General features: G+C 67.4%; 20 protein-coding genes. 7 read left to right on the top strand and 13 right to left on the bottom strand.

The genetic code is table 11. The features are described from left to right. The first annotated feature begins 97 nt into the window (after positions 1-97). Positions 98-985, top strand: a complete 888-nt coding sequence (locus FHT98_RS16010) for a branched-chain amino acid ABC transporter permease (protein WP_061968877.1) — start codon at positions 98-100, stop codon at positions 983-985. Between the two features lie 20 nt (positions 986-1,005). Continuing rightward, entirely contained in the window at positions 1,006-1,992 is a 987-nt protein-coding gene (locus tag FHT98_RS16005) for a branched-chain amino acid ABC transporter permease (protein WP_061968879.1), read from the top strand. A gap of 9 nt (positions 1,993-2,001) precedes the next feature. Here FHT98_RS16005 and FHT98_RS16000 read toward each other — a convergent pair whose 3' ends face one another. Further along, positions 2,002-2,532, bottom strand: coding sequence for an isochorismatase family protein (locus FHT98_RS16000; RefSeq protein ID WP_061968881.1), 531 nt, complete (start codon positions 2,530-2,532; stop codon positions 2,002-2,004). A 133-nt stretch (positions 2,533-2,665) separates the two neighbouring features. Between FHT98_RS16000 and FHT98_RS15995 the strand changes: the two genes are divergently transcribed. Next, positions 2,666-3,112, top strand: coding sequence for a MarR family winged helix-turn-helix transcriptional regulator (locus FHT98_RS15995; RefSeq protein WP_061968883.1), 447 nt, complete (start codon positions 2,666-2,668; stop codon positions 3,110-3,112). A gap of 117 nt (positions 3,113-3,229) precedes the next feature. Further along, positions 3,230-4,723 carry an MDR family MFS transporter gene (locus FHT98_RS15990; protein ID WP_061968885.1) on the top strand — a complete coding sequence of 498 codons (1,494 nt, stop codon included), beginning with the start codon at positions 3,230-3,232 and terminating at the stop codon, positions 4,721-4,723. Positions 4,724-4,787: 64 nt separating this feature from the next. Here the strand turns inward: FHT98_RS15990 and dapD are convergent, their stop codons facing one another. The 6 genes from dapD to FHT98_RS15960 all read right to left on the bottom strand — a co-directional run bounded on the left by dapD (position 4,788) and on the right by FHT98_RS15960 (position 9,060). Beyond that, positions 4,788-5,630: a 2,3,4,5-tetrahydropyridine-2,6-dicarboxylate N-succinyltransferase gene (gene dapD, locus FHT98_RS15985; RefSeq protein ID WP_061968887.1), complete on the bottom strand. Its 843-nt coding sequence runs from the start codon at positions 5,628-5,630 to the stop codon at positions 4,788-4,790. Positions 5,631-5,691: 61 nt separating this feature from the next. Next, entirely contained in the window at positions 5,692-6,450 is a 759-nt protein-coding gene (gene cobF, locus FHT98_RS15980) for a precorrin-6A synthase (deacetylating) (RefSeq protein WP_061968889.1), read from the bottom strand. Between the two features lie 52 nt (positions 6,451-6,502). After that, positions 6,503-6,754, bottom strand: coding sequence for a hypothetical protein (locus FHT98_RS15975; RefSeq protein ID WP_142114597.1), 252 nt, complete (start codon positions 6,752-6,754; stop codon positions 6,503-6,505). Positions 6,755-6,809: 55 nt separating this feature from the next. Next, the gene (locus tag FHT98_RS15970) at positions 6,810-7,112 is read right to left on the bottom strand and encodes a hypothetical protein (protein WP_061968892.1); all 303 of its coding nucleotides are present in this window, start codon (positions 7,110-7,112) and stop codon (positions 6,810-6,812) included. Positions 7,113-7,270: 158 nt separating this feature from the next. Then, positions 7,271-8,050 carry a VOC family protein gene (locus FHT98_RS15965; protein ID WP_142114596.1) on the bottom strand — a complete coding sequence of 260 codons (780 nt, stop codon included), beginning with the start codon at positions 8,048-8,050 and terminating at the stop codon, positions 7,271-7,273. Positions 8,051-8,073: 23 nt separating this feature from the next. Beyond that, positions 8,074-9,060 carry a TRAP transporter substrate-binding protein gene (locus FHT98_RS15960; protein WP_248309235.1) on the bottom strand — a complete coding sequence of 329 codons (987 nt, stop codon included), beginning with the start codon at positions 9,058-9,060 and terminating at the stop codon, positions 8,074-8,076. A 118-nt stretch (positions 9,061-9,178) separates the two neighbouring features. Between FHT98_RS15960 and FHT98_RS15955 the strand changes: the two genes are divergently transcribed. Continuing rightward, the gene (locus FHT98_RS15955) at positions 9,179-10,054 is read left to right on the top strand and encodes an aldose 1-epimerase family protein (protein ID WP_061969169.1); all 876 of its coding nucleotides are present in this window, start codon (positions 9,179-9,181) and stop codon (positions 10,052-10,054) included. Between the two features lie 4 nt (positions 10,055-10,058). Here FHT98_RS15955 and FHT98_RS15950 read toward each other — a convergent pair whose 3' ends face one another. The 5 genes from FHT98_RS15950 to FHT98_RS15930 form a co-directional block, all read right to left on the bottom strand. After that, positions 10,059-11,648: an ABC transporter substrate-binding protein gene (locus FHT98_RS15950; protein ID WP_061968896.1), complete on the bottom strand. Its 1,590-nt coding sequence runs from the start codon at positions 11,646-11,648 to the stop codon at positions 10,059-10,061. 70 nt (positions 11,649-11,718) lie between these two features. Next, the gene (locus FHT98_RS15945) at positions 11,719-13,224 is read right to left on the bottom strand and encodes a serine hydrolase domain-containing protein (protein ID WP_061968899.1); all 1,506 of its coding nucleotides are present in this window, start codon (positions 13,222-13,224) and stop codon (positions 11,719-11,721) included. Between the two features lie 11 nt (positions 13,225-13,235). Next, positions 13,236-14,396, bottom strand: coding sequence for an amidohydrolase (locus FHT98_RS15940; RefSeq protein WP_061968900.1), 1,161 nt, complete (start codon positions 14,394-14,396; stop codon positions 13,236-13,238). Positions 14,397-14,519: 123 nt separating this feature from the next. Continuing rightward, on the bottom strand, positions 14,520-14,735 hold the full coding sequence (locus FHT98_RS15935; protein ID WP_061968902.1) for a hypothetical protein: 216 nt from the start codon (positions 14,733-14,735) through the stop codon (positions 14,520-14,522). Positions 14,736-14,828: 93 nt separating this feature from the next. After that, positions 14,829-15,569: a M48 family metallopeptidase gene (locus FHT98_RS15930; RefSeq protein WP_061968904.1), complete on the bottom strand. Its 741-nt coding sequence runs from the start codon at positions 15,567-15,569 to the stop codon at positions 14,829-14,831. 89 nt (positions 15,570-15,658) lie between these two features. Here FHT98_RS15930 and FHT98_RS15925 point away from each other — a divergent pair, with 89 nt between their 5' ends. Further along, the gene (locus FHT98_RS15925; RefSeq protein ID WP_061968906.1) at positions 15,659-16,015 is read left to right on the top strand and encodes a hypothetical protein; all 357 of its coding nucleotides are present in this window, start codon (positions 15,659-15,661) and stop codon (positions 16,013-16,015) included. A gap of 22 nt (positions 16,016-16,037) precedes the next feature. Here the strand turns inward: FHT98_RS15925 and FHT98_RS15920 are convergent, their stop codons facing one another. Continuing rightward, on the bottom strand, positions 16,038-17,342 hold the full coding sequence (locus tag FHT98_RS15920; RefSeq protein WP_142114595.1) for a polyhydroxyalkanoate depolymerase: 1,305 nt from the start codon (positions 17,340-17,342) through the stop codon (positions 16,038-16,040). Between the two features lie 182 nt (positions 17,343-17,524). Here FHT98_RS15920 and FHT98_RS15915 point away from each other — a divergent pair, with 182 nt between their 5' ends. After that, entirely contained in the window at positions 17,525-18,877 is a 1,353-nt protein-coding gene (locus tag FHT98_RS15915) for an ActS/PrrB/RegB family redox-sensitive histidine kinase (RefSeq protein WP_061968910.1), read from the top strand. Positions 18,878-18,901: the final 24 nt, after the last annotated feature.

Genomic DNA, 18,901 nt, shown 5'->3' with positions numbered 1-18,901 from the left:
CTCCGGAACTCTACGATGGATCCCGGCTCTGCGCTTCGCTTGGCCGGGATGACGAAGAGGTTCGAGAGCCCGCCCCACACATTGATCTGAGTTCCGCATGTTCGAGCTTCTAGGCGTTCCGCCGCAGGCGCTGTTCGGTCAGGTCCTTCTCGGGCTGATCAACGGCTCATTCTACGCCATCCTCAGCCTCGGGCTGGCGGTGATCTTCGGGCTGCTCAACATCATCAACTTCACGCATGGCGCGCAGTACATGATGGGCGCCTTCGTCGCCTGGATGTGCCTGAACTATCTCGGCCTCAACTACTGGGTGGCGCTGCTACTGGCGCCGATCATCGTCGGCGCGACCGGCATCGCGGTCGAGCGGCTGCTGCTCAAGCGCATCGCCCATCTCGACCATCTCTACGGCCTGCTCCTGACCTTCGGCCTGGCGCTGATCATCCAGGGTCTGTTCCGCAACCAGTACGGCTCGTCCGGCCTGCCCTACGCCATCCCGCCGCAGCTCGCCGGCGGCAAGAATCTCGGCTTCATGTTCCTGCCGAACTACCGCGCCTGGGTGATCGTCGCCTCGCTCGTGGTCTGCCTTTCGACCTGGTTCCTGATCGAGAAGACCAGGCTCGGCGCGTACCTGCGCGCCGCGACCGAGAACCCGACCCTGACCCAGGCCTTCGGCATCAACGTGCCGCTCTTGGTGACGCTGACCTATGGCTTCGGCGTCGCGCTCGCCGCCTTCGCCGGCGTGCTCGCCGCGCCGATCTACTCGGTCAATCCCAATATGGGCGGCGACCTGATCATCGTCGTCTTCGCGGTCGTCGTGATCGGCGGCATGGGTTCGATCATGGGCGCCATCGTTACCGGCTTCTCGCTCGGCCTGGTCGAGGGCCTGACCAAGGTGTTCTACCCGGAAGGGGCCGCGACCGTGATCTTCGTCATCATGGTGCTGGTGCTCCTGGTGAAGCCCGCCGGCCTGTTCGGCCGCCCGGCCTGACGCAAGCAAGGACTCAAGACATGACCGACCTTGCCTCGACCGACGCCCCCGCCGCCATCGTCACCGAGACCGATGACGGCGCGGCGCGCCTGCACCGCAACCTGTTCATCGCCATCGCCGTCGCGCTCGTCGTCGCGCCCTTCGTCGCCTATCCCGTCTTCGTGATGAAGGTTTTGTGCTTCGCGCTGTTCGCGCTCGCCTTCAACCTTCTGCTTGGCTATGGCGGGCTGCTCTCCTTCGGCCACGCCGCCTATTTCGGCATGGCGAGCTATGTCAGCGCCTACACCGCCAAGAACTGGGGCCTGACGCCCGAGCTCGCGATCCTGCTCGGCACCGCGGTCGGCGCGGCTCTCGGCCTCGTCTTCGGCGCGCTCGCGATCCGGCGCCAGGGCATCTACTTCGCCATGATCACGCTGGCGCTGGCCCAGATGGTGTTCTTCTTCTCGCTGCAGACACCGGGCTTCACCGGCGGCGAGGACGGCATCCAGGCCGTGCCGCGCGGCAAGCTCCTCGGCCTGATCGACCTCGCCGACGACCGTGTGCTCTACTGGCTCGTCGCGGCGATCTTCATGGGCGGGCTCCTGCTGATCTACCGGGTCATCCACTCGCCCTTCGGCCAGGTCTGCAAGGCGATCCGCGACAACGAGCCCCGCGCCATCTCGCTCGGCTACCGCGCCAGCCAGTACAAGCTGATGGTCTTCGTGCTCTCGGCGACGCTCGCAGGCCTCGCCGGCGCGACCAAGGCGATCGTCTTCCAGCTGGCGTCGCTCACCGACGTCTACTGGACGATGTCCGGCGAGGTCGTGCTGATGACGCTGGTCGGCGGGCTCGGCACCGTCTTCGGGCCGATCGTCGGCGCCATCGTCATCGTCGCCATGCAGAACTACCTCGCCACGCTCGGTGCCTGGGTCACCGTCGTCCAGGGCGTGATCTTCGTGCTCTGCGTCCTGCTCTTCCGCGAGGGCATCGTCGGGGTGATCTCGAAGGCGATCAGGAAGCCGCTCTGAGAGGTCTCTTCAGCGGATCAGCTTGGAGACCGGCCGGAACTGCGGATGCTCTGCGCTTCGCAGCCATTCGAACAACACCATCTCGGTGGTGACGATCTCGGCGCCGTGGCTCGCCATGCGGGCAATCGCGATCTCCCGCGATTGCGGCACCCGCGAGCCGATCGCATCGGCCACCACGACGACGCGGCGGCGATGCTCGAGCAGGGTCAATACCGTCTGGCCGACGCAGACATGCGCCTCGCAGCCGCAGACCACCAGTTCGCGGTCCCCGGCCACGGCCTCGAGGAAGGCCGGCTCGCCGCAAGCATCGAAGCTCATCTTGGTCACGGCCGGACCGACCTCCGCCAGAGCCGGAACCGTCGCGCCGAGGCCGCGCGGATACTGCTCGGTCAGGACCGCCGGAACGCCCAGCAACCGTGCCGCCTCGGCGAGGCGGCCGGCATTCAACAGCACTTTTTCACCGTCATGGATCGCCGGCATCAGCTTCGCCTGGAAGTCGATGACCACCAGCGTGGCATTCTTCGCGGTGAGCAGCGGCATGGCCCGGCCTTTCCTCTTCGTGCCGTCGGGGAGGCTTCATAGCGCGGCAAGGTGCCGCCTTCGTCAACAAACGTGAAATCGCTACGACCGAGCTTCGCTTGACTTGCCTAACGGCAGTCAACATGCAGATGAAATGGACGGCAAACCGATCGTTTCCTTCGCGACGACGCTGCATGTGCGTGATCATTGCCTGTGCCTGCATGTGCAGCGCGCAGCAAGGACGCTGGCGCGCCGTTTCGACGAGGCATTGCGGCCGGTCGGGCTGACGAACGGCCAGTTCTCCCTGCTGATGGCCCTGAACCGGCCGGTGCCGGCCTCGTTCGGCCCGGTCGCGGAGCTTCTGGCGATGGACCGCACAACCCTCACCGCCGCGCTGAAACCGCTGGAACGGCGCGGGCTCGTCAGCATCGCGGTCGACCCCGCGGATCGCCGCGGCCGATTGCTGACCCTGACACCTGACGGCATGACGCTCCTCGCCGCGGCCGTGCCGATCTGGCGGCAGATGCACGAGGCCATCGAGGCCGCCATGCCCGATACCGCGCCGGAGAGCCTGCGCAATACCTTGCGCAGCCTGGGCTGAACCACGGCAGCTTGCCCCGCCTCCGCCGCAGGGCGGCCCCGCCAACGTGTCTCTGGCGCATGGCGCCCACCGCGATTACCCTCCCGCCATTCCCTAGACGCAAGCAAGATCACAGCCATGGACAAGCGGCTCGACACTCCCGCCCCGGCCGCAGCCCTGACGCCTGCGGATATCCGTTCGATCCTGATCGGGGTCATGCTGGCGATGTTCCTGGCCGCGCTCGACCAGACCATCGTCGCGACGGCCCTCCCGACGATCGGCCGCGACCTCAACGACGTGACGCATCTGTCCTGGATCGTCACGATCTACCTGCTCGCCTCGACCGCGGTCACGCCGCTCTACGGCAAGCTCGCGGATATCCACGGGCGGCGGGTGACGCTGCTCGCCGGCATCGTCGTCTTCGTGATCGGCTCGATCGCCTGCGCGCTGGCGCCCTCGCTCTGGCTGCTGGTCATCGCGCGCTTCGTGCAGGGGCTCGGCGGCGGCGGCCTGATCGCGCTGGCCCAGACGATCGTCGGCGACATGGTGCCTCCCAAGGAGCGCGGACGCTATCAGGTCTATTTCGCCAGCGTCTTCATGTCGTCCTCGCTGCTCGGCCCCGTCCTCGGCGGTTTCCTCGCGGAAAAGCTGCACTGGTCGGTGATCTTCTGGATCAACCTGCCACTCGGGCTCGGCGCCTACTGGATGTCGAACGCGGCGCTGAAACGGCTGCCGCGCCACGAGCGCCCCCACAAGCTCGACGTGCTCGGCGCCATGCTGATGACGCTGGCGACGGTCTCGCTGCTGCTCGCCCTGTCCTGGGGCGGCACCGCCTATCCCTGGGGTTCGCTCCCGATCGCAGCCCTCGTCAGCGCCTCCTTCGTGCTCTGGGCCTTGTTCGCCTGGCGCCTGCGCCGGGCCGCGGAGCCGCTGATCCCGCTCGACATCTTCGGCAATGGCGTCGTCAGGCGTGGCACGGTGGCAGCCGGCTTCGGCATGGGCACCTTCATCGGCCTCACCATCTACCTGCCGCTGTATTTCGAGACGGTGATGGGGATGAGCGCCACCCATTCCGGCCTCGGCCTGCTGCCGCTGACCTGCGGCACCGTCATCGGCGCGACCAGCTCCGGCCGGGCGATGTCGCATCTCACCCATTACAAGCGCGCGCCGCTGGCCGGGCTTTTCGTCGCGATGACAGGTACGGCGGTTCTCGCAGCCTTCTCCGGCCAGATCCCGATCCTGCCCTTCAGCATCATCCTGGCCGTGGTCAGCATCGGCTTCGGCACGCTGCTTCCGGTCGCGACCGTGTCGATCCAGAATGCCGTGCAGGCGCATCAGCTCGGCACAGTGACGGCGGTGGCCAATTTCTTCCGCCAGATCGGCGGGGCGCTGATCGTCGCGGTGTTCGGCGCGATCGTGCTCGGCGGCGTCGGCGGGGTCGGCGCGCAGCTCTCTCCCGAGGCGCTGAAGCTCGGCACTGTCGACCGCGACACCATGGTCGTGCTGTTCCGCTATGTCTTCGGCGCGGCGAGCCTAGGCTTCGCCTTCGCCTGGCTGTCGCTGGCCCGGATGCAGGAACTGCCGCTGCGCGGCCGCGCGGTCGAGGCCGCCAAGGCGATCGGCGGCGAATAGAAGAAGCGCTCGCGCACCGTCAGGCCCGGAGGAAGCCCGGGCATGACAGCCAGCGACCGAGGCCTCAGTCGCGGAGAAGCTCGTTGATGCCGGTCTTGGAGCGCGTCTGCGCGTCGACCGTCTTGACGATCACGGCGCAGGACAGTGACGGGCCCGGCGTACCGTCCGGAAACGGCTTGCCCGGCAGCGAGCCCGGCACCACCACCGAATAGGGCGGCACCTTGCCGACATGGACCTGGCCGGTGGCGCGGTCGACGATCTTGGTCGAGGCCGAGATGAAGACGCCCATCGAGAGCACCGAGCCCTCGCCGACGATCACGCCCTCGACCACCTCGGAGCGGGCGCCGATGAAGCAGTTATCCTCGATGATGGTCGGGTTGGCCTGCAGCGGCTCGAGCACGCCGCCGATGCCGACGCCGCCCGAGAGATGCACGTTCTTGCCGATCTGGGCGCAGGAGCCGACCGTCGCCCAGGTGTCGACCATGGTGCCGGAATCGACATAGGCGCCGATATTGACGAAGGACGGCATCAGCACGACGCCCGACGCGATGAAGGAGCCCTTGCGCGCGGCGGCCGGCGGCACGACGCGGAAGCCGGCGGCACGGAAGCGGTTCTCGCCCCAGCCCTCGAACTTCGACGGCACCTTGTCCCAGAACACGCCCTCGCCCGGGCCATTGGCCATGATGACGTTGTCGGTCAGGCGGAAGGAGAGCAGCACCGCCTTCTTCAGCCACTGATGGACGATCCAATCAGCGCCCTGCTTCTCGGCGACGCGGGCCTGGCCGGCATCCAGCATCTCGATCGCCTGCTCGACCGCCTCGCGAACGGCGCCTTTGGTCTGGACGCCGATCTCGGCCCGGTTTTCCCAGGCGGCGTCGATGGTCTGGTTGAGATCGGCGAGGGACATCAGGTGGCTCCGGCGCTTCCAGAAAGATCGGCGCGAGCGATGGCGGATGCAGGCGCCTGCGTCAAGCCGAACGACGGCGCAGCAGGTAGGTATCCATGATCCAGCCGTGCCGCGCGCGGGCCTGCGCCCTGACCTCCGTGATCTCGGCCGAGAGCTCTGTGAGCGGACCGGCGCGCAGGATCTCGTCGGGCGTGCCGAGATAGGCGCCCCACCAGATGTCGAGCCCTTCGGGATCGATCTTGCCGAAGGTCTGCTCGCCGTCGAGCATGACGACGACGCTGTCCTGATCGGCCGGGAAGCCTTCCGAGAGCCGGCGGCCGGTGGTGATCAGGATCGGCGCGCCGATCGTGTTGAGCGGAACGCGGTGGCGCGCCGCCAGAACCTGGACGCTGCTGATGCCGGGATAGACCTGCCAGTCGAGGCTCAGGCCCGAAGCGGCGACGCGCTCCATGATGCGCAGGGTGGAATCGTAGAGAGCGGGGTCGCCCCAGACCAGAAGTGCGCCGGTCTGCCCGTCCTGCAGCTTGGCTTCGAACAGGGCGCGGTAGCGTGCGGCGATGCGCTCATGCCAATCGTCGACAACGCCTTGATAGTCGTTGCCCGCTTCGGCGCGGCGCGGGATTTCGACAGGAACCGTGCGGTAGTCCGACTTACGGATGAAACGGGCGCAGATCGCCTCGCGCAGGGCGCGCAAGGCGGCCTTCTCCTCGCCCTTGTCTGGAATGAACAGGATATCGGCGCGGTTCAGCGCCTCGATCGCCTCGATCGTCATGTGGTCGGGATTGCCGGCCCCGATGCCGATGATGAGGATGTTGCGCATGCCGCTCCGCCGTTCGCGGCGGCTTAGCATGCCCTGTGAGCGGAATGCGAGATCAGGCCCGACCGAGCACGACCATGCGGGCGAGATCGGGCTGCACGGCAGGCATGGCGTTCAGCGCCAGCGCCGCCTGAAGCGCCTCCAGATCCGCCTGGAGGCGCGGATGCCAGCCGCAAGGGCATGGCTGGTCACCGCAATGAGCATCCGCCACCTCTCTGTAGACAGAACCGACCGCTGTCGCCGCGAGCTCGAGCAGGGTGAGCGGCGGCAGACGAGTATCGCGCAGTGCCGCGCAAAAAGCCGTCATGAGCGCCTCCCGGATCTCGGCCCGGGCGGTCTCTAGCGATTCGGCCCTGCCCTGATCAGGCTGCACGTTCGATGCCCTTGATGGCGGCATGGCGGCGGCGCTGTGGCCCTTGCAGGGGCTTGGGCCCCTGCGGGAGCTTGGGCCCCTGCTCAGGCAAGGCGACCGCGAGCAGGTCGACAAGCCGCTGCATGCGCGGCGGCAGCGCCGCGTCGGCGTCGAGATCGCCCGGCCCCTTGGCGAGCGCGAGCGCCCGGCGCAGCTCCGGCCGGCTCGCACCGGTGCGGACGATCTCGCGGATGATGATCTCGTCGATGCGGCCGATCGCGGCCGCGACATCGACCTCGGTGACTCCACCCATTCCGGTCCCTCCGTCGGTTGATTCACTGATCGCGAGGGAGAGATAGGCGCGCCGATGATTCGATGCAAGGCCTTGTTATTACTACATAAATAGAACTATTTTAAGGTAACGAGCCACTCTCGCCCGCGAGCGTGACCGCATCGTGACACCGTCAGCGGCTAGAGGTCGCGGATGATTTCCAGGCGGGCGCCATGGGCAAGGCCGTCGTCGAGACGGGCATCGTCGGGACCGTAGAAGGAGACGGCATAGGCGCCCTGCCCGCGGCGGACGAGGTGCTCACCGAGGCTGGCAGCGGCCGGGCCGCATGGCTCTGTCAGGGACAGCGTCTGCCGGGCGATGCGGAACTGCGCGAGCCCGAATCCCAGTCCGGGGACGCCGCCCAGCGCAACCGGCTCCTGCCCGAGCAGGGCGCGATAGCGCGCGACCGAGGTCGCAAGGTCCTGCACCGCCACGGTGACGCCGGCGACCCCGGTGATGCCATTGGCATGGCGGCGGGCCGCGCCTTCGGGGACGCGCAGGCTGCGGGCCGTGACATCGGTGCAGAGGAAGGGGATATCGGGCTCGGGCGGGCGAGCCGAGCGCCAGGCGATGCGCGTGCCGTCGGGCTGGAGCCGGCCGCCGTCAAGCGGGCCGTCCATGACGATGCCGGCGGCACGGGCGCGGGCGAGATCGGCATCGAGATCATCCGGCAGCACGGCATAATCGACGAGGCCGGGGCCGGCACGGTCCAGCACCTGCCACCAGCGATACTCCGGCAGCGGGTGCGGGAAGGCGATGATCTCGAGATAGGCGCCGTCCTCGAACACGACCAGCGCGTTGCGCGAGCCGCGCGGATGCTCGCCGCCGGGCAGCACCGTGAAGCCGAGCGCCGTATAGTCGCCGATCGCCGCGTCGAGATCGGTAACAGCGATGACGATATGGTCGATCGAAAGCGGCATGGTTCTCGTTCCCAATGCTGGTGTCAGGGGCTCTGCGCGATGGCTTCGATAGCAGACATACCACCGAGCTGCGGCGCGAAGTTCTCCCAGACCTTGCGCGCGCCGTCCTGCCAGCCCTGGCGACCCTCGGCCGGCACGACCTTGCCGCCTTCGGCCCTGGCCCGCGCCATCGAGGCTTCCTCGTCGGCCCGCATCAATTCGTCGAAATAGTCAATGCCTTCGGTCACCGCGGCAGTCAGCGCCTCGCGATCCTGCGGCGCCAGGCCCTTCCAGAACGGCGCGGCGAACATCACGACGCCGCTCGCCCAGATATGGCCGGTCTCGATCAGCACCGGCACGACCTCGTGCAGGCGGAAGCCGACATAGGCCGATTTGGTCAGGTCCATGCAATCGACCACGCCGGTCTTCAGCGCGTTATAGGTCTCCGGGATCGGGATCGGCGTGGGAAAGGCGCCGAAACCCGACCAGAGCGCGGTATGCAGCGGGCTCTGGATGACGCGGATGCGCTTGCCCTTGACCGAAGCAGGCGTGGTCAGCGGCTCCTTCGCCAGGAGATGGCGGGCGCCGTAATTGATGAAGCCCGGCACGACAAAGCCCTGCGCCTCGTAGAGTGTCTTGAGCTGGGCTCCGAGCGGCCCGGCCAGCACGCGCGCGAGATGGGCACGGTCGCGGAACAGGAAAGGCAGGTCCAGGATCTGCCCGGCGGCTACCCAACCGGAGAGCGAGGACACGGTCGAGAGCGCCGCCTGGATCGAGCCGAGGCGGAGGCCCTCCGCGACCTCCTTCTCGCCGCCCAGCGCAGCATTCGGCACGATCCGCAGGTCGAAGCGCCCCGGCGCCGTGCGCGCCAATATCTCCGCGATGCGCCGCCAGATCCTGGTTTCCGGCTTGTCCTCGCCGAGCAGCGACGCCACGGTCATGGGCCGGCCGGCGGCGAAAGCCCGGCCGCCCCTGAGGATGGCGGGCGCAGCGAGCGAACCGGCGGCGAATTGACGGCGGGTGATCGGCAAGGCGTGCCTCCTTCGGCGCTTGCAGCGGGATCGCGCGAAACGCGCCCCGCCGCAAGCCCCAGTGGATTTTGCCGATGCCGATCGGCTATCGGGAAGTGAGCCGCCGACGGAGACGATGATGACCGAGACCCATGAAATTGCCTCCGATCGTTTGCGCGCGACGGTGCGGGCCCAAGGCGGCGAACTGATCGCGCTTGCCGACGCGAACGGGCCGGCGCTCTGGAACGGCGGGCCGGACTGGCCGCGCCATGCGCCGGTGCTGTTCCCGATCGTCGGGCGGCTGACCGATGATACGCTCATCCATGAAGGGCGCTCCTACCGCCTGACCCAGCACGGCTTCGCGCGCGACAGCCTGTTCTCCTGGGTCGAGCGCAGCACCGACAGGGCCGTGCTGGAGCTGCGGGAGAGCCCGGAGACGCTGGCGATCTACCCGTTCCGGTTCGTCTTGCAGATGATCTACGCGGTCGCTGATGATACGCTGACCGTCACCTCGCGGGTGAGCAACCCAGCCGATGTGCCGCTGATCTGCGGCGTCGGCGCGCATCCGGCCTTTCTCTGGCCGCTGACCGAGGACATCGCGAAGGAAGCGCATCGCCTGACCTTCCCGCAGGCGGAGCCGGGCCAGGGCCTCGGCGTCGAGGCCGGCCTGCTCGGCCCTGCGATCCCCCTTCCCTTCTCCGGCACTGACCTGCCGCTCGACGAAAACCTCTTCGTCAACGATGCGATCGTGATCCCCGATACGGTGAACCGCTCGGTGCGCTTCGCGGCATTGGACGGGTCAGGGCGCGAGAGCCGCGCCCTGACCGTGAGCTGGGAGGGCTATAAGGATCTCGGCATCTGGTCGAAGCCAACAGGCGCGCCGTTCCTCTGCATCGAGCCCTGGTTCAGCATGGCGAGCCCGATCGGCTGGCAGGGCGAAATCGCGGAGAAGCCCGGCATCCTCAGGCTGGCGCCGGGCGAAAGCCGCGATTTCGTCTGGCGCGCGACGCTTTAGCGCGTCACTTCTTCTCGATGTTCCAGAACAGCATGACCGGCGCCGCCAGCACGCCGGAGACATTGGTGCGCCTTGCATAGGGCTGGTCGTACTGACCGAGCACGCGATAGGGCTGCATCTCGGCCAGGCGCTTGTGCAGAGCCTCCAACGCAAGCTTGCGGCCGGCTTCGTCGGGCGCATCGATGAAGGCTCCGCGCAGCTTCTCGGCCTCGGCATCGCAGGGCCAGCCTGACCAGGCGCGCTCGCAGGCCATGTTGGTGCCGATATTGGTCAGCGGCGACTGCATGGTCGCGCCTGACGCCGTCGTGACGAAGAGGTTCCAGCCGCCCTGCTCGGACGTGCCCTTGTTCTGCTGGCGTGTGGTGACGGTGCCCCAATCGGCGACTTGCAGATCGATATTGAAGCCGACCTTCCTGAGCGAGGAGGCCGCGACCTCCGCCATGCGGCCGATCGGAGCGATGTCGTTGCTGGTCGAAAGCACGAGCTTCTCGCCCTTGTAGCCGCTCTCCTTCAGCAGCGCCCGCGCCTTGTCGAGATCGGGCTTGGCATAGCCTTCCGTGCCCGCTTCCGTGCCGTTGGGGCCGCCGCAGATGAAATAGGAGGCGCAGCGCTTCCACCATTCCTCGTCGCCGAAGCCGGCCGAGAGGAAATCGGCCTGGTCCGTGGCATAGGCGAGCGCCAGCCGCGCCTTGGGATTGTCGAAGGGCGGGTGGAGATGGTTCGGCCGCAGCATCGCCTGGTTGGAGAGGTTGGCATAGCGGTCGACCTTGACCTGACTGCTGGTCGCGATGACCGGGATCAGGTCCTGGCTCGGCTGTTCCCAGATATCGATCTCGCCGGTCTGGAGTGCGGCAGCGGCTGTCGCCGCATCCGGCATGATCTGCCATTCGACGCGGTCGACCTTGACGACGCGTCCGCCGGCGAGGCCATCGGCCGGCTCGGAGCGCGGCACGTAATCGGGATTGCGGTCATAGACGACCTTCGAGCCGCTGCGCCATTCCTCGCGGTTGAACTTGAACGGGCCGGAGCCGATCGTCTCGGTAACCGGTTTCATCGGGTCGGACTTGGCGTCGGACTCGCGCATGATCACCGGGATCTGGCCGACCGCCGAGCCGAGCGCGAAGGGCACCAGCGCCAGCGGGCGCTTCAGCTTGAGGCGGAAGGTGGCATCGTCCACCGCCTCCATGCCATCAGTATACTCGGCAAGCTTGCCGCCGATGGTATCGCGCTTCATCCAGCGGGCGAGCGAGGCGATGACGTCCTTGGTCGTGACTGGCTGGCCGTCGTGGAATTTCAGGCCGGGGCGGAGCTTGAAGGTCCAGGTCAGCTTGTCCGGCGAGGTCTCGAAGCTCTCGACCATCTGAGGCTTCGGCTGAAGGTTCGAGTCCCAGGCGAAAAGCGTCTCGTAGATCATCAACCCATGCATGCGGGTGATGACGATCGAGGCCGCAACCGGATCGAGCGTCTTGAGATCCGCATGTGGCGCGACACGCAGAACGCGGTTCGAGGCCGGCTGCGACTGTGCCGCCGCCGGAAGCGGCAGGAGCGCGGCCGCCGACAGCAGCAGCGCAGCAGTGAAACGGGACAGTTGCATCAGCGTTCTCCTCCTTCGTCATCGGCCCAACGGCCCCGCCCCTCAGCGGAGCCGCCTCAGCCGGCGCGTTTCAGACTCGTTTCATCTGCAAGATCCTTGCCCGATGGCTGGCGACCCGCAAGTCACCCTCCGCATCGAGCCAGAGACACGGCCGCGACCGCCAGGGTCCGTGCAGAAGATCGGCGAGCGCACGGCCGTTCGGCAGCGGCGTCAGAGGCGACACCGTCCCGCCGGAAGGCCACGGCATCAGGGCCGTGCCATCCGCCCTGATCTCGATTTCGGTGCCGAAATTCGGATCGTGCCAGCGCCCGACCAATCGCGCATCGAGCGGCGTGTCGGCCGGCACGCGCCGGAGCGAACGCTGCACGCCGCCGATCAGGCCGGTGAGGCGATCCTCCCCGTCCTGTTTCAGGCGGATGTCGAGATAGGCCGGCAGGCTGCGCAGGCCGCCGTTGCCATCGGTGATCAGACGCTCGAAACCACCCATGTAGCTGATCGAATCGGCGGCAAGCTCGGCCCAGAACGGCCCCTCGTCGCTGGCGAACAGGCCGACTGGCGCTTTCGCGATCGTCGGCAGCTCCTGTTCGAGCAGCGCCGCCAGCACCGTCAGGGCAGGCCAGAGCGCCTCCTCCTCGCGATTCGACAACACGACGACGCCGACACCGTGGGCCGGCGACATCCAGAAATGGTTGCGATAGCCGGCGAGCGAGCCGCCATGGCCGACGATCGCGGTCTCGCCGAGCCGGCTGGCGACAAGGCCGAGCCGGTAGACGCTCTCGCTGCCATCAGCGAAATGGCGCGGCGCAGTCAGGCGTTCCAGCATGCCGGCGAGCGGGCCGCGCCCCGCGAGCAGGGCCGAGGCCCAGCCGGCGAGATCGGCGGCGGACCCCACGAGTCCACCCGATGCGGAAAAATGCGGGCCGTTATGGCCGCGCCGCCAGTCTACCCCGTCGTTCCAACAGCCGGTGGCGAGGCCGGGCACGATTTCCGACCCGTCATAAGGCAGGCGGAAGGCGAGGCCGAGTTCGCCGGAGAGTTCCGCGACGGTGTCCTTGTAGGGCTTGCCCGTGACCTGTTCGAGGATGCGCTGGCCAAGCCGCCAGCCAGTGTTGGAATAGGCCATCTCGGTACCGGGCTCGGCACTCAGCGAAGGCAAGCGGCAGGCGAGCGCGAAGACCTCCTCCGCATTCAACGTCGCGGTGAAGGGTACGCCTTGCTGCCAGAAGCACTCCATCATGTCCGGCAGGGCGCCGGTCATGTCGAGGGCCCGACTGAATTCGACCTCGGCGAGCGGCGCCGGCAGTTCGCTCAGCCAGCGGCCGAGCGGCGCATCGAGCGGGATGCCGGCGCGCAGCAATGCGACTGCCAGGACATGCTTGCTGATCGAGGCGAAGCGGTTGGGCGTCTGCGGCGTGAAGGGCACGCCGTATTCGATGCTGGCGAGACCGCCGGCAAAGGCTTCGCGCACCCCGTCGCGATCGAACAGCACGACAGCGCCGCCCGGCCCCGCCATGCGCTGCCAGTTCGCGACGATCTCCTGCGCGCGGGTCGCAGCGCGGGTCCAATTCACTGACATATTTCGCTCCCTCAGCCCTGCGGCCGGGTTTCGCCGAGCAGATTGCGCAAGGCCCGCATGAAGACGCGCGCGCCGGGACCGATCGCATCATCCGGGAAATCGAAATCCGGATTGTGCAGATGCGCGGTCTCGCCGGAGCCGAGCAGGAACATCGCCGATTTGGAGCGGCGCCCGAACAGGCCGAAATCCTCCGAGCCGCGCGAGGGCGGCGTCGGGCCGTGCGGCACCTTCTCCTCGTCCATCGCCCGGCGCAGCATCGCGACGGCCTCCGGCTCGTTCTCGCAATGGTGGAAGACGTCGTGATAGCTGATCTCGACGGTGAGCCGGCCGGCCTCGGCCGCCTCGCGCGCCAGCTTTTCGGCCGCTTCGCAGAGCGCGCCCATCTGCGCGTCGTTGACGGTGCGCAAGGTCGCCCAGATCTCGCCATGGCCCGGCGCGATGCCGAAGGCCTGCTCCCCGATCTCGACATGGGTCACGGTGACCAGCCGGAAATTGGCATCGAGCGGCCCGCCGGGTCCGAGCGCGGTCAGCGCCGGGATCAGCGTCGCGATCGCCGGGGCCGGCGAGCGGCCATGTTCCGGTGTCGAGGCATGCGAAGTCTCGCCGGTCAGGATGATCTTGATGCCGCGCGAGGCGCAGTTGGCGGCGCCTTCCGAGATGCGGGCATGGCCCACGGGCACACCAGGACGATTATGCAGGGAGAAGGCATAGTCCGGCACGATCTCCTCGAATTTCGGATCGGCCATGACGGCGGCGGCACCCGCGCCGGTCTCTTCCGCCGGCTGGAACAGCAGGATCGCGCGGCCCTTCTTCGGCGGGTTGCGCTGCAGGCCACGCGCCAGGCCAGCGAGGATGGTCATATGGCCATCATGCCCGCAAAGATGGCCTTTGCCGGGAATTTCGGAGCGATGGTCGCTGTCGGACAATTCCTCGATCGGCAGTGCGTCGAGTTCGGCACGGATCAGAACGGTCGGGCCGGGCTCAGTTCCCTCGTAGATCGCCGCGACACCATGCCCGCCAAGCTCGGTGACGATACGATCGGGGCCGGTCGGCTTCAGGAAATCGACGATGGTCGCGGCGGTCTCGCGCTCCTCGCCCGAGATTTCAGGGCGGCGATGCAGCCGATGCCGGAGATCGACGAGATCGACCATATCGCTGTTGGTCAAGAACACGGATGAAGCCTCCCAGGCGCAGTGCCGGCCGGCGGATCACCGGCTCTTGCCCGGAAAGGTTCGACAGTTCAGCCGCTTCGGCAACCCGCGTCATCGCCGGGGGCGGCATGCGCGAGCGCGAGATCAGTTACCGAGTTCGGCCTCGATCTCGGCGTCGAAGGCCTGCGCCAGCATCGCCCGGCAGGCTTCGGCCTGCTGGCGCGCCGAATCCAGCGCGATATGAGGGAGAATCTCGGCGAGATCGCGCAAGGCGAAATCGACGGCCGACATCAGGCCGAGCACCGGCTCGGCGGCGGCGGCCGGTTGTTGCGGAAGGCGGAACGCAATGACCTGACCCATAGGCATACTCACGCTGAAAGCGAATCGGCCTTCAGTGTGCCGGGGCAGGTTTCAGAAAGTGGTTAACGGCGGAATTGCGGCGGCACAGCCGGCTTAACCATAGCCATGCAGGCTCGCGCCATGGCGCTTCAGCCAGGCCTCCGCCGCCTCGGTACCGGGGCAGAGCTTGTGGGTCAGCGCCCAGAAGCGATGCGAGTGGTTCATCTCCTTGAGATGCGCGACCTCATGGGCCGCGAGATAGTCGAGCACCGGGGCCGGTGCCAGGATCAATCGCCAGGAGAAGCTAAGATGGCCTTGCGAAGAGCAGGAGCCCCAGCGGCTCGTGGTGTCGCGGATGGTGATCTTGCGGGCGGGGATGCCGAGCGTCGCGGTGTGGCGGCGCACCGCCTTCTCGAGATCCTCGAGCGCGTGTTTTCTCAGGAAATCCTTGACCCGGCGCGCGACATGGGCGGCGTCGCCCGCCACGGCGATGACAGGTGCGCCGTCAGCATCCCGGGCCGCCTGCGTCAACCCGCGCGCCTTCGACCAGTGGACGATGCGATGCGGCACGCCGCGGAAGGGAATGCTCTGGCCGGGCTCGAACGGCACGGGGCGCGGGCGCTTTGCCATGCGCGCGGCGATCCAGCCGCCATGGTTCTCGGCAAAGGTCCGGCCCGCCGCGAAATCGGCCCGCTCGGGCAAAGTCAGGGTGATCTCGCCGGTCGCCTGCGAGACGCGCAACGTCATCCGCCGCGCGGCGGCGCGGCGCTTGACCAGAACGGCATAGCGCGTGCCGGCATGCACGACCTCGATCCGGTCGGGGTCCGGCTGGCGCCTGAACAGGGAGATGCGCATTATCTGCGATTGTGCGGGATTCGGAGCGGTTACGGAAGAGCGGCAGCAGCGGCTTGCACCGGGGAAGGCCACGCGCGAAGCTTCCCGACATGGCAACCCATGCGCCCCCGCCGATCGCACCCGTCGAGATCATTCATTCCGTCGACGTGATTCCCGCCGATGACCAGGGCAATCACGGGGAGAGCTACAACTATCTCGACTATCTCTTCGTAGGAGACGGCCTGACGGCGCGGGCAAGGAGCTATCTCGACACGATCGAGACGGTGGTCCTGCACGGCCCGGCGCGCGCGCCGAACGGGGTCGAGCGCGTTGTCGGCACGGCCTTCGAAGAGGGCGTGCTCGCTTATCTGAAGCTGCGCTATCGCCGGATCGAGCGGCTCAACCCCGCCATCCGGACGGGGCGTCCCTATGATATCGTCTGGCAGGAGGGCGACGGGGCCGCCTGAGCAGCCCTACGCCGTGCAGGTTTCAGCCGACGACCTTGAGCGCCTTGCGCTGTTCCTTGGCGCTGTCGTCGCGACGATCCTTGGCCGCTTCCATGTCGAGGCTGACCATGAAATCGGAGATGCGCGGCTGGATCTCGGCGCGGAAGCGCGAGCCGTTGAAGACGCCGTAATGGCCGACCTTCGGCTGGAGATAATGGACGCGCTTGTCGGCGGGAATGTTGACGCAGAGGTCGTGCGCCGCCTTGGTCTGGCCGACGCCCGAAATGTCGTCATTCTCGCCCTCGACCGTCATCAGCGCGACGCGGCGGATGGCGGCGAGGTCGACCGGCTTGTCACGGTGCATCATCTCGCCCTTCGGCAGGGCATGCTGGACGAAGACGGTGTCGACGGTCTGGAGATAGAACTCGGCGGTCAGGTCCATCACCGCGAGATACTCGTCGTAGAAGTCGCGATGCTTCTCGGCGGAATCGCCGTCGCCGCTGACGAGATGCTTGAACATGTCGTAATGGGCGGTGACGTGGCGGTCGATATTCATCGCCATGAAGCCCGAGAGCTGCATGAAGCCGGGATAGACCTGCCGGAACGCGCCGAGGCTCGGGAAGGGCACGACGGTGATGCAGTTGCGGCGGAACCAGTCCGTGCCGCGCTCCATCGCGAGCTGGTTGACGGCGGTCGGCGAGCGGCGGGTGTCGATCGGGCCGCCCATCAGCGTCATCGAACGGGGCGCGCAGGGGTCCGATTCGGCCTCCATGCGGGCGACCGCGGCAATGACCGGCACGGACGGCTGGCAGATCGCCATGACATGGGTGTCCGGTCCCAACATCTGAAGCATGCCGATGACGTAATCGATGTAATCGTCGAGGTCGAAGCGCCCCTCGGAAAGCGGCACGAGGCGGGCATCGACCCAATCGGTGATGTAGACCTCGTGGCCCGGCAGGAAGGCCTCGACCGTGCCACGCAGCAGCGTGGCGTAATGGCCCGACATCGGCGCGACCAACAACACTTTCGGCTGCGGCTTGCGGCGGCTGCTTGGGATCTTGCGGTCGAAATAGACCAGCTTGCAGAAGGGGCGCTCCCAGACGACCCGCTCCTCGACGGCGACCTTGACGCCGTTCATCGTGGTCTCGTCGAGGCCGAAGGCCGGCTTGCCGTAGCGGCGCGTCATACGCTCGAACAATTCGCAGGATGCGGCGACCGTCCGGCCGAAGGGCGTGTAGGTGAGCGGATTGGCCGGGTTCTTGAAGGCCAGATGCATCGCATCCGAAACCCCGCGCACCGGGCTCACCATCATGTGAACCGCTTCGTAGGCATGGTAGGCAAACGACATGGCGGCCCCGTACATACGATGAATGTCCTTCCGGCGGCGCAACATGCAATGATGCGACGCAGCATCGCACCTTACGTTGATTTTGTTCTCATTCAACCCGGCTAAAGGCTAAGATTTTCCTGCGATGTGGATGAAGCCGGGAAAAAGCCCACGGCAGGCGCCGCGCAGGAGACCAGCAGACCTTGAGCTTCCCGGACTTCTCTGCCCCGGCCCTGGCGCGCTCCAGCCGCCATCTGCGCCTCGATACGCTGGTCAGGCTGCGCTGGCTCGCCATCGCCGGGCAGAGCCTCGCCGTCACCGGCGTGCATTTCGGCCTCGGCTTTCCCTTGCCCTTCGGCTGGTGCTTCAGCGTCATCGCGGTTTCGGCCTGGCTCAATATCGCGCTGCGCATCCGCTTTCCGCTGAGCCATCGCCTCAACGACAGGGCCGCGACCGCCCTGCTCGGCTTCGACATCGCCCAGCTCGCGGCGCTGCTCTTCATGACCGGCGGCCTGCAGAACCCGTTCGCGATCCTGTTCCTGGCGCCGGTGATGATCTCGGCGACGGCCCTGCCGCCGCAACGCACGCTCGTCCTGGGCCTGCTGGCGATGGGGCTCGCGACCTTGCTCAGCCGCTATCACCTGCCATTGCCCTGGGCCGGGAACGACCGGCCGGTGCTGCCGGCCTTTTACCAACTCGGCAACTGGGCTGCGCTCGTGCTCGGCCTCGGCTTCACCGGCATCTATGCCTGGCGCGTCGCCAAGGAGGCGCGCGACCTCTCCGACGCACTCGCCGCGACCGAACTCGTGCTGGCACGCGAGCAGCACCTGTCACAGCTCGACGGGCTTGCCGCCGCCGCGGCGCATGAGCTTGGCACGCCGCTCGGCACGATCGCGCTCGTCGCCCGCGAATTGACGCGCCTCGCCCCTCCCGAGGGCGAGATGGCCGAAGACATCGCCTTGCTGCGCGAACAGGTCGAGCGCTGCCGCGGCATCCTGGGCAAGCTCTCCAGCCTGCAGGACGAGGATGCCGGCCCGCTCGGCCAGCTCACCCTGCGCCTGCTCATCGAGGAGACCGCCGGGCCGCAGCGGCCCTTCGGCGTGCCCTTTGAGATCACCATGACCGGCGACAAGCCTGAGCCGGTCTGCCGGCGTAATCCCGGCATGATCTACGGCCTCGGCAATATCGTCGACAACGCCGTCGATTTCGCGCGTTCGACCGTGGCGATCACAGCGGAATGGAACCAGAGCCAGGTGGTGCTGGTGATCGCCGATGACGGCCCCGGTTTCCCACCGGATGTGCTGATGCGGGCCGGCGACCCTTATCTCTCGCGCGGAGCGGGTGAAGGCCGGGCCGGCGGGGGCCTCGGGCTCGGCCTCTTCATCGCCAAGACGCTGCTGGAGCGAGGTGGTGCCACGCTGGAATTCTCGAACCGGCCGGCTCCTGCGAGCGGTGCTTCGATCCGAATTACCTGGTCCCGCGACGATTTCGAGGCCGACTTGCCCAGCGATGGGGGTACCCAGGCGGGCGCATCGGCCTTAAATGAAGCTGACTGAGCCGGCCTCCTGGGGGAGAGCCGG

Source organism: Allobosea sp. AK1 (assembly GCF_006714945.1).
GTDB classification, from domain to species: domain Bacteria; phylum Pseudomonadota; class Alphaproteobacteria; order Rhizobiales; family Beijerinckiaceae; genus Allobosea; species Allobosea robiniae.
Note: the sequence above shows the minus strand (reverse complement) of the source record. Positions and strands in the feature narration are given on the sequence as shown.

Excerpts from the sequence above, each read along its gene's own strand:
- FHT98_RS16010 (WP_061968877.1), top strand. The coding sequence starts at position 98 with ATGTTCGAGCTTCTAGGCGTTCCGCCGCAGGCGCTGTTCGGTCAGGTC.
- FHT98_RS16005 (WP_061968879.1), top strand. The coding sequence starts at position 1,006 with ATGACCGACCTTGCCTCGACCGACGCCCCCGCCGCCATCGTCACCGAG.
- FHT98_RS16000 (WP_061968881.1), bottom strand. The coding sequence starts at position 2,532 with ATGCCGCTGCTCACCGCGAAGAATGCCACGCTGGTGGTCATCGACTTC.
- FHT98_RS15995 (WP_061968883.1), top strand. The coding sequence starts at position 2,666 with ATGGACGGCAAACCGATCGTTTCCTTCGCGACGACGCTGCATGTGCGT.
- FHT98_RS15990 (WP_061968885.1), top strand. The coding sequence starts at position 3,230 with ATGGACAAGCGGCTCGACACTCCCGCCCCGGCCGCAGCCCTGACGCCT.
- dapD (WP_061968887.1), bottom strand. The coding sequence starts at position 5,630 with ATGTCCCTCGCCGATCTCAACCAGACCATCGACGCCGCCTGGGAAAAC.
- cobF (WP_061968889.1), bottom strand. The coding sequence starts at position 6,450 with ATGCGCAACATCCTCATCATCGGCATCGGGGCCGGCAATCCCGACCAC.
- FHT98_RS15975 (WP_142114597.1), bottom strand. The coding sequence starts at position 6,754 with ATGACGGCTTTTTGCGCGGCACTGCGCGATACTCGTCTGCCGCCGCTC.
- FHT98_RS15970 (WP_061968892.1), bottom strand. The coding sequence starts at position 7,112 with ATGGGTGGAGTCACCGAGGTCGATGTCGCGGCCGCGATCGGCCGCATC.
- FHT98_RS15965 (WP_142114596.1), bottom strand. The coding sequence starts at position 8,050 with ATGCCGCTTTCGATCGACCATATCGTCATCGCTGTTACCGATCTCGAC.
- FHT98_RS15955 (WP_061969169.1), top strand. The coding sequence starts at position 9,179 with ATGACCGAGACCCATGAAATTGCCTCCGATCGTTTGCGCGCGACGGTG.
- FHT98_RS15950 (WP_061968896.1), bottom strand. The coding sequence starts at position 11,648 with ATGCAACTGTCCCGTTTCACTGCTGCGCTGCTGCTGTCGGCGGCCGCG.
- FHT98_RS15945 (WP_061968899.1), bottom strand. The coding sequence starts at position 13,224 with ATGTCAGTGAATTGGACCCGCGCTGCGACCCGCGCGCAGGAGATCGTC.
- FHT98_RS15935 (WP_061968902.1), bottom strand. The coding sequence starts at position 14,735 with ATGGGTCAGGTCATTGCGTTCCGCCTTCCGCAACAACCGGCCGCCGCC.
- FHT98_RS15930 (WP_061968904.1), bottom strand. The coding sequence starts at position 15,569 with ATGCGCATCTCCCTGTTCAGGCGCCAGCCGGACCCCGACCGGATCGAG.
- FHT98_RS15925 (WP_061968906.1), top strand. The coding sequence starts at position 15,659 with ATGGCAACCCATGCGCCCCCGCCGATCGCACCCGTCGAGATCATTCAT.
- FHT98_RS15920 (WP_142114595.1), bottom strand. The coding sequence starts at position 17,342 with ATGTCGTTTGCCTACCATGCCTACGAAGCGGTTCACATGATGGTGAGC.